We start from the raw sequence: 6990 nt of genomic DNA, 5'->3' as shown, positions 1-6990 counted from the left end.
TTTTGGGCTCTGGTATCTCAAAGACTTGGCGGGCAAAATAGCCATTTGCTTCGATGCCTGAAAGTTTGGCTTGGCAATGAAGACATACCTCGGGGCGATGCGCGATAACCTCGTCCGGGTTGTCTACCTTTTCCAGGTTTTTGCCTTTATGTCCGGGTTGCCCCCCCGGTTTTCGTCCTGATTTTTCCCTGAGGCTTCGGTTCTTATTTGTCTTTTTTTGATCGGTGGAGGGTGGCTTGGACGAATTCTGTGAGTTGAGGTTGAGACGAGCTTCTATGGCTTTGAGGCGATTGGCGATTTCCACCAGATAGGCGACCGTGACTTCTTCGCCTTGCTGGTAAAGTGCTCGTGCCTCGCGGTTTGTCATCGTCTTGGCTGGTATCCTACCTCAAATCTGCGCAAGGCGAAAGCGGTGTGTAGTTACCCCTTCATTAGGAACGCTCCCGTTCCTTTTGAATTGTAAGCTGTTGATTCCCAATCCCACATATGGGTGCGCCTTGCTACTGCCTGTCGTGAGATCCGTCCTCAGCTGAATCCCTCCACCACGAATAAACAAATCCGTTACGGGACTTTTATCTCTCCCAAAGCTATAGTCTAGTAAAATCCCCGCAGCCACTTTTCGATTTCCTAAGGTAAAGCTCTGAAAATCGTAGCTCGCACCCAAAGACGTAAACTTTTGCGTGTTTTGTAGTCCACCTGCAAAAACACGGAATGGTCGTTCGGGTTTCTGAGCAAGAGCAGGCATAGCGGCAAAGCACACTAGCAGGAGAGAGGCGACGGTTTTCATTTAGGAACTCCTTCAAGCCGAAGAATACCCTATCTTTCAGGAGCTTTTGTGTTGATGACAACACACAAAATCAAGTGCATCTCGTAGTGGAACAGTAAAATCCAGTGATTCGGGGGCATGGGGAAACTCCTTGCGCACCGCCGTGTACACTGCCTCATAGGCCCAAGCAGAGTTTTGCTGTTCACTTGACCGCTCCGCTGCGATTACCAAATCCTGTAAAGTCAGCTCCTCCCAAGGCCGAATGTTCTCGACGGTTTCATCTGCGACAGAGATTCCACACGCTTTCTCTAGTTGCATGAGAATCTCGACCGCGTAAAAGAAATTGGTCGTGTCCTCAACCGTGGAGCAGCAGCTTGGACAACTAGCTGTGCACTCACATAGAAACTGCATCGGTTTCTCCTTCGTAACGATCAAAACACAATCATTCCACGCCCGACGGCTCCACCGACCAAGTCAGCGTAGGCAGTCTCGATCTGACCAAGCTCGTAGGTTCGTGTGAGAAGTTTTTCCAATGGCAGGCGGCCTTGTCGCCAGAGCTCGGCAAATCTGGGGAAGTCGCGGCGGGGGTGGGCAGTGCCGTAGTAGGTGCCTGCGACGGTTTTCTCCTGCCGTGTCCAGGCAGCGCCGGGCAGCGAGGTGAGTGAGTCGGTGGGAGTGATGCCCGCAAATACCGCCATCCCGCCGGGCTTGATCGCGTCGAAGGCGTGGCGCTGGAGCTCGGGCAGGCCAACACACTCAAAGGCGAAGTCCACGCGTTTTTCGAGCACGGGTGAGAGGCTTGTCTCGGTTGCGCCGAGCAGATGTGCGAAGGCGAGTTTTTCCTCCGAGACATCCACGGCAACAATACGACCCGCGCCTGCCGCTACGGCACCCAGAATCGTGCAGAGGCCCACGCCACCACAGCCAAAGACGGCCACGGAGTCGCCGGGCGCGACGCGGGCTTTGTTGAGCACGGCTCCCACACCCGTGGTCACGGCGCACCCGAGCACGGCGGCAATCGCAGGGGGAGTATCGGCGGGAAGTGGGACGGCGCAACACTCGGGGACAACAGTGTATTCTGCGAAGCACGCCGTGGCCGTGAAGTGATACACCGGAGTCCCGTTCTGCGAGAGGCGCGTCGTGCCATCTAAAAGCGTCCCTGCCCACTTCTGCTTGAGATATTCCTGGCAGAGCGCGGGCAGGTTATCCAAACAACACTCGCACAGGCCACAGTACGGAGCCCAGTTCAGCGCCACCAAGTCCCCGACACGCACCTGGCTCACGCCCGGCCCGACAGCCTCCACAATACCCGCGCCCTCGTGGCCGGGAACGGTCAGCGAAGGGACTTTTGTCGCCCCCGTCACCAAGTGCCAATCCGAGTGACAGACCCCAGCGGCCTGCATCTTCACCAAGACCTCACCCGGCCCCGGATCAGCAAGCTGAACAGACTCAATACGAAACGGGGTTCCGACTTCCCGAAAGACGGCAGCAGAGATCGTGCGCATACCGGCAGTATAGCGGGATTTTCGTCTCAAGGGTTTAGAGCGAAGCCAATCTTGCCAACAAATAAGAACACTAGAGTCTCGCTCACTGGTCTATATGACTACCCTGCTTGTTGCAGCAGAGGTGAGCGGGGCTTTCGTGTTTTTCCTACTCCCTTTCTGAGGATATAATAAAACCCATGCGAGGAATTGTTCTAGCGGGCGGCAGTGGTACTCGTCTCTACCCCATGACTATAGCCGTGTCGAAGCAGCTCATGCCGATCTACGACAAGCCGATGGTCTACTATCCCCTAAGCACGCTGATGCTGGCCGGGATTCGCGATATCCTGCTGATCTCCACCCCCGAGGATCTGCCACTTTTCGAGCGCTTACTCGGCGATGGTAGTGTGTTTGGGGTCTCGATGCAGTACGCCGTCCAGCCGCGGCCTGAGGGGTTGGCGCAGGCATTTCATATTGGGGAAGAGTTTGTGGGCGGCGGCCCAGCGGCACTCGTGCTGGGCGATAATATCTTCTATGGTCATGGCCTTCCTGAGCAGCTCCGGGGCGCCGCGCAGCGAACCGAGGGTGCGACGGTGTTTGGCTACCACGTGAAGGACCCCGAGCGGTACGGCGTGATGGAGTTTGATGCGGCAGGCCGGGTCATCTCACTGGAAGAGAAGCCCACGGAGCCAAAGTCCAACTACGCTGTCGTGGGGCTGTATTTTTACGACAGTCAGATCACCGAGATCGCGAAGAGTATAAAACCGTCGGTGCGAGGCGAGTTGGAGATCACGGATGTGAACCGAGCGTACTTAGAGCGCGGCCAGCTCCACGCGGAGCGCTTCGGACGCGGCACGGCATGGCTTGACACCGGAACGCACGACTCGCTTTTGGAGGCCAGCAACTTTGTTGCCGCCATCGAGCGCCGCCAAGACTTGCAAGTGGCGTGTCTGGAAGAGATCGCCTATCTAGCCGGTTGGGTAAGCCCCGAGCAGCTTCTGGCACGGGCCACCCAGCTTGGCAAGACCGAGTACGCCACCTATCTTCGCCGCCTGGTGAAGTAAGTCCGGAATCGTTTGTGTTATACTTGCCCTGATAATTATGCCTGAACCGCTTAAGCCCGATGAGCTCGCACCCGAGTATGCTGCCGTCCTGACCACTCAGGAGTACACACGCAAGACTCCCATTGAGGGAGTCAAGATCCTCTCACTGAACCTAATGATGGACGATGGGGGCACCTTTGCGGAGCTGGTACGCCTAGACGAAACCGGACATTTGCTCGCCATCCCCGAGTTTCAGGTACGCCAGTCGTCGTACTCCTTGGTGCTTCCTGGAGCCATCAAAGCCTTTCATCTGCACTACGGCCAGGAGGATGTGTGGTTTGTCCCGCCGACAGATCGCCTGCTTGTCGGGCTCTTGGACTGCCGAAAGAACTCCCCAACCTGCGGCGTCTCGATGCGCCTGGTGCTGGGAGGGGGTCGAGCGCAGCTACTCTACATTCCCCGCGGTGTCGCACATGGCGGAGCCAATATTGATGCCAAGCCTTCCAGTATCTTCTACTTTGTCAACCAGCACTTCAACCTTGATGATCCCGATGAGCGCCGCCTGTCCTGGGATACGTTAGGCGCTGAGTTCTGGCAGATGACGCCCGGTTAGGATAAGGCTCCGATGCGCCTTACCTATGGCGATACCATTCGGGTCTGTGGGTTGCTAGCAGTCTTTCTGATCCATGTTTGTGGGTTCGGACGCCGCCCTCCACTCCTCGAAGACCCGAGCGGCTGGTGGATCTGCAACACGCTCTCCTCGCTCTCCCAGTGGGCGGTTCCCGTTTTTGTCATGCTCTCCGGGGCACTCTTGCTCAACCCCGATCGCGTCGAGACGCCGCTGGCCTTTGCTCGAAAGCGTTTCTTTCGTGTTGGAGTGCCACTGCTCTTTTGGTGCTACTTTTATCTCTCGTGGAGCAATCCTCAAGGCATGACCGAGCAGAGCTGGGAGTTTCTACGACAGGGACGTCCCTACTACCATCTCTATTTTCTCTTTATTATCGCCGGACTCTACTTGCTCACCCCGCCGCTACGAGCACTGATCCGCTTCTTAGGCGATCGCGAGCGCTGGTGGCTCGGGGTGGTGGCACTGATTATCGCCGGACTGACTGCATTCTGGCGGCCCGAGGCGGAAGAGCGAACGGCATGGACTCTCTTTGTGCCCTATTTAGGCTACTACGTCCTCGGGTTCTCCCTGCGGCGGCGAACGGGCGACCCGTTAAGCCCCGTTCTGGGCCTGATGGCCTGGCTGCTGGCGGCGGCCTATCTCGTGTTTGGCGAGTGGGTCAAGGCTGCCGATGTGGAGCCAACACGCTCGCTTCGCTTTGTGATCCAGGGCCACTTCGCACCGACCGTCATTTTAGAGAGCCTAGGCGTTTTTGTGTGCCTGCGTGAGTGGATACGCCGCGAGTCGCCGTGGATGCACTTTCTCGCCAATCTCTCGCTCGGGATCTACTTGATCCACCCGTTTTTGCTGGAGGAGCTCGCTCGCTCCGGGATGAGCAACCGCTGGCACGGCCCGGCGGTCGGGGTTCCGATGACGGTTTTGCTGCTCCTGGCACTGAGCACGCTAGCGGTCTATCTCATCCAGCGTGCTCCGTTTGCCAAGAACCTGATTGGCGGCTAGTCCGGCAGGCCGAGGAGAGAATTGGGGGCGTTGTGTGGCGGCCCTGCCCAGTTTGACCAGGCCACATCCGTGGGCCCGATCACGTGCTCAACGGCTTTCCACTTCCCCCCGGCTTTTTTGAGGAGCGCGTAGGTCGTCGCGCCGTCGAAAACCCCTTGCTCGATCTCGGATCGGTAGCGCGTCTTTTTAAAATCAATCGGCTTGTCGGCGGGCGTGCGCGGCTCACAGACCACAAAGGCGAAGTCACCCAGGACTTGGAGCTTTGTGACACGAAAGAGCACGGGCTGCTTGAGATCGCCTTCGATTCGGGGACGCAGAGCATCTAGGAGCGGCTTACGGAGGGGATGCTTAGGGCCAATCTCCATCGGTTTTTGTTTTTGAAAAAATGGCACGGTCTATCGCTTTGCCTTCTCCGCTTCCTGAACGAGCGGCTCCAGCACTTTCTCATGGTCTTCCGGGTTGATCAAGCGAATCACGCCCTTGTGGTCTAGGATAAAGACCGTGGGCCAGCCGACAATATTATAGGCATCCGCAATCGGACCTTGATTTCCATCGTAGAACGAGCGCCAGGTAATGTTCTCTTTTTCCTGTGCCTTCTTGACCAGCTCACGTGTCTGGTCGCTATTGACCCCCACAATGGCGAAAGGCCGACCTTTGAATTTTGTCACGAGCGACCGCTCGGCGGGATACATCTCCCGGCAGGGCGGTCACCAGTTGCCCCAGAAGTCTAGCATCACCACCGTCCCCCGGTAGTCCGAGAGCTTGAAGCGCTTGCCATCGGGGTCGTCGGCCTGGATCTCGGGTGCCACTGCACCGAGGCGGAGGTAGAGCAAGTTCTTTGCGCCTGCCAGCTCCTGCTTTGCCTTCTCCCCCGCCGTCACTTCCTTGTAGAGCGTAAAAGATGCCGGGTAGCGCGCAATCACTTCCTCTAGCAGCGCCACACACTTCTTCGCGGCGGCAGGCTGCTGAGGGGTGGGAAGGGGGCGCGTCGTGTAGGCACTAAACCCCTCCATAATGCGCTTTGCCTGCCAGTAACTTGCCTGTCCTCGTACTTTGGGGTGCGGACTCTGCTTGCGAAGTGCTTCCAGGAGCGTCTCTGCTTCCGGGATGGGAGCGAAGTAGAGAGATGTCGTGATTTTCCCCGCCTCAGGATGGCTCAGGTAGTGACGCTCAATCAGCCTTGCGATATCTGCCGTCAGCTCCGTGGCAAAAAGCACCGCAACCAGTAGCTCAAAGGCTCCTGTTGCTTTTGGGTCGCCCTGCACGAGTGCCAGCCCCCGCGTGGCAAACGCCTTACGGAAGGCCTTGAACTCTTCCTCAATAGCCGTGTAGCCCGGTGTGCCGCGTTTCTCTTTTCGCAGAGCCGCATAGTAGGCGTCTTGGCGTGTCTTGAACTCCGCTTGCAGCCCCGCAATCGTATCGTTTTGAATCCATTTCATGGTTTGTACATAATATCCGTTCTCAGCACATATTTCTGCCCAGACGTCACCGTGCAGCCTTCGTGAAGAATCTGATGGGCAAAACAGAGTGCCATTCCTGTCTCCGGGCGCACTCGCAGAAACTCTGTGCCACGCTCCGTGAAGAAAGCCGTTTCCCCGCCTTGGCAGCTATCGTTGAGATAGATCATGAGCGTGGTCAGCGAGCGGCCCATTGGTAGCTTGATTCCCTCGACAACACGCGGCGGAAGGACAAGAGAGCCATCACGATGGCACTTGAACTGCTGACCAGGCTCGTAGCGGTAAAAACGCCAGCGCTCGTTGAGCCCAACAGGCGGCTGGCCTTCTGGCCCCTCAGGAATGAGCGGTGAAATCCGCTCCCAGAGCTCGGCAGCGTAGCGGGGATCGTCCCAGATCGCTCGGTCATTGTTGCGAACTTCAGGCGCTTTGATATGACCACTCATGGTGTTAATCGTCGCTAGCTCAAAGCCCAGAGCCTCGCCTTTATCCATTAAAACTTGGCATTCATCAGCATCCAACAGCTCGGGTATCGTAAAAATATCAGGCGCAAGCCCTTTGACAAAGTACGGCATCGTGGTGGCTCCTTCAGATATAGATTTTATAGGTTGCTTGCCCC

General features: G+C 57.1%; 9 protein-coding genes and 1 pseudogene. 3 read left to right on the top strand and 7 right to left on the bottom strand.

Annotated features, from left to right (window positions below):
• The 3 genes from RMO15_RS27845 to RMO15_RS27835 form a co-directional block, all read right to left on the bottom strand.
• On the bottom strand, positions 1-367 hold a 367-nt coding region (locus tag RMO15_RS27845), incomplete at its 3' end, for a DUF6444 domain-containing protein (protein WP_309720635.1).
• A 21-nt stretch (positions 368-388) separates the two neighbouring features.
• On the bottom strand, positions 389-787 hold the full coding sequence (locus RMO15_RS27840) for a hypothetical protein (RefSeq protein WP_309720632.1): 399 nt from the start codon (positions 785-787) through the stop codon (positions 389-391).
• 410 nt (positions 788-1197) lie between these two features.
• Entirely contained in the window at positions 1198-2271 is a 1074-nt protein-coding gene (locus RMO15_RS27835; RefSeq protein ID WP_309720629.1) for a Zn-dependent alcohol dehydrogenase, read from the bottom strand.
• A gap of 176 nt (positions 2272-2447) precedes the next feature.
• On the opposite strand from RMO15_RS27835, the gene rfbA reads away from it, so the two are divergent.
• From rfbA to RMO15_RS27820, 3 genes are read left to right on the top strand one after another with little or no spacing between them, the layout of a single operon-like run.
• Positions 2448-3311 carry a glucose-1-phosphate thymidylyltransferase RfbA gene (gene rfbA, locus RMO15_RS27830; protein ID WP_369016172.1) on the top strand — a complete coding sequence of 288 codons (864 nt, stop codon included), beginning with the start codon at positions 2448-2450 and terminating at the stop codon, positions 3309-3311.
• Positions 3312-3348: 37 nt separating this feature from the next.
• Positions 3349-3903 carry a dTDP-4-dehydrorhamnose 3,5-epimerase family protein gene (locus RMO15_RS27825; protein WP_309720626.1) on the top strand — a complete coding sequence of 185 codons (555 nt, stop codon included), beginning with the start codon at positions 3349-3351 and terminating at the stop codon, positions 3901-3903.
• 12 nt (positions 3904-3915) lie between these two features.
• Positions 3916-4917, top strand: coding sequence for an acyltransferase family protein (locus tag RMO15_RS27820; RefSeq protein ID WP_309720623.1), 1002 nt, complete (start codon positions 3916-3918; stop codon positions 4915-4917).
• Here the strand turns inward: RMO15_RS27820 and RMO15_RS27815 are convergent.
• The 4 genes and pseudogenes from RMO15_RS27815 to RMO15_RS27800 form a co-directional block, all read right to left on the bottom strand.
• Entirely contained in the window at positions 4914-5309 is a 396-nt protein-coding gene (locus RMO15_RS27815; protein WP_309720620.1) for a hypothetical protein, read from the bottom strand. The two genes, RMO15_RS27820 and RMO15_RS27815, sit on opposite strands and share 4 nt — an antisense overlap.
• Positions 5310-5312: 3 nt before the next feature.
• Positions 5313-5612, bottom strand: a pseudogene (locus RMO15_RS27810) (TlpA family protein disulfide reductase); the annotation flags it as partial.
• A gap of 12 nt (positions 5613-5624) precedes the next feature.
• A complete protein-coding gene (locus tag RMO15_RS27805; RefSeq protein WP_309720617.1) occupies positions 5625-6356 on the bottom strand; it encodes a hypothetical protein in 732 nt (243 codons plus the stop codon).
• The coding region (locus RMO15_RS27800; protein WP_309720614.1) for a 2OG-Fe(II) oxygenase at positions 6353-6990 on the bottom strand (638 nt) is incomplete at its 5' end. The genes RMO15_RS27800 and RMO15_RS27805, both read right to left, overlap by 4 nt.

The organism is Armatimonas sp. (assembly GCF_031410135.1).
Taxonomy (GTDB): domain Bacteria; phylum Armatimonadota; class Armatimonadia; order Armatimonadales; family Armatimonadaceae; genus Armatimonas.
This window is presented reverse-complemented; position numbering and strand designations above follow the sequence as displayed.